The 257-nt window shown below is 37.4% G+C and carries 1 pseudogene; it reads right to left on the minus strand.

The features are described 5' to 3' along the window. Positions 1 to 257 (minus strand): annotated as a pseudogene (locus ACFINZ_RS11520) (AsmA family protein); the annotation flags it as partial.

Consider the following 257-nt stretch of genomic DNA (forward strand, 5'->3'; position numbering starts at 1 on the left):
TTATTTTTTCTGCTATACCCGAAATACTATCATGATATACGAGAATGCCATTTTCAATAACAATCCGCCCAAAAGGCTGCTTCAAAAGACGCTTTGTATCTGGCTTATCAGGGTTATGTTTTAATATTTCACGAGCATTGCGTATTGCTAATCCTAATGCACCTCGTGAACGCGAAAATCTAGCAAAAAAATCCGCTACTGTTTTAACAGGCTTTTCCATAACAAATTGAGGACGCACAATTCGTGTCTCTGAAAAA

It is taken from the genome of Bartonella sp. AA81SXKL (assembly GCF_042196945.1).
Classification (GTDB): Bacteria; Pseudomonadota; Alphaproteobacteria; order Rhizobiales; family Rhizobiaceae; genus Bartonella.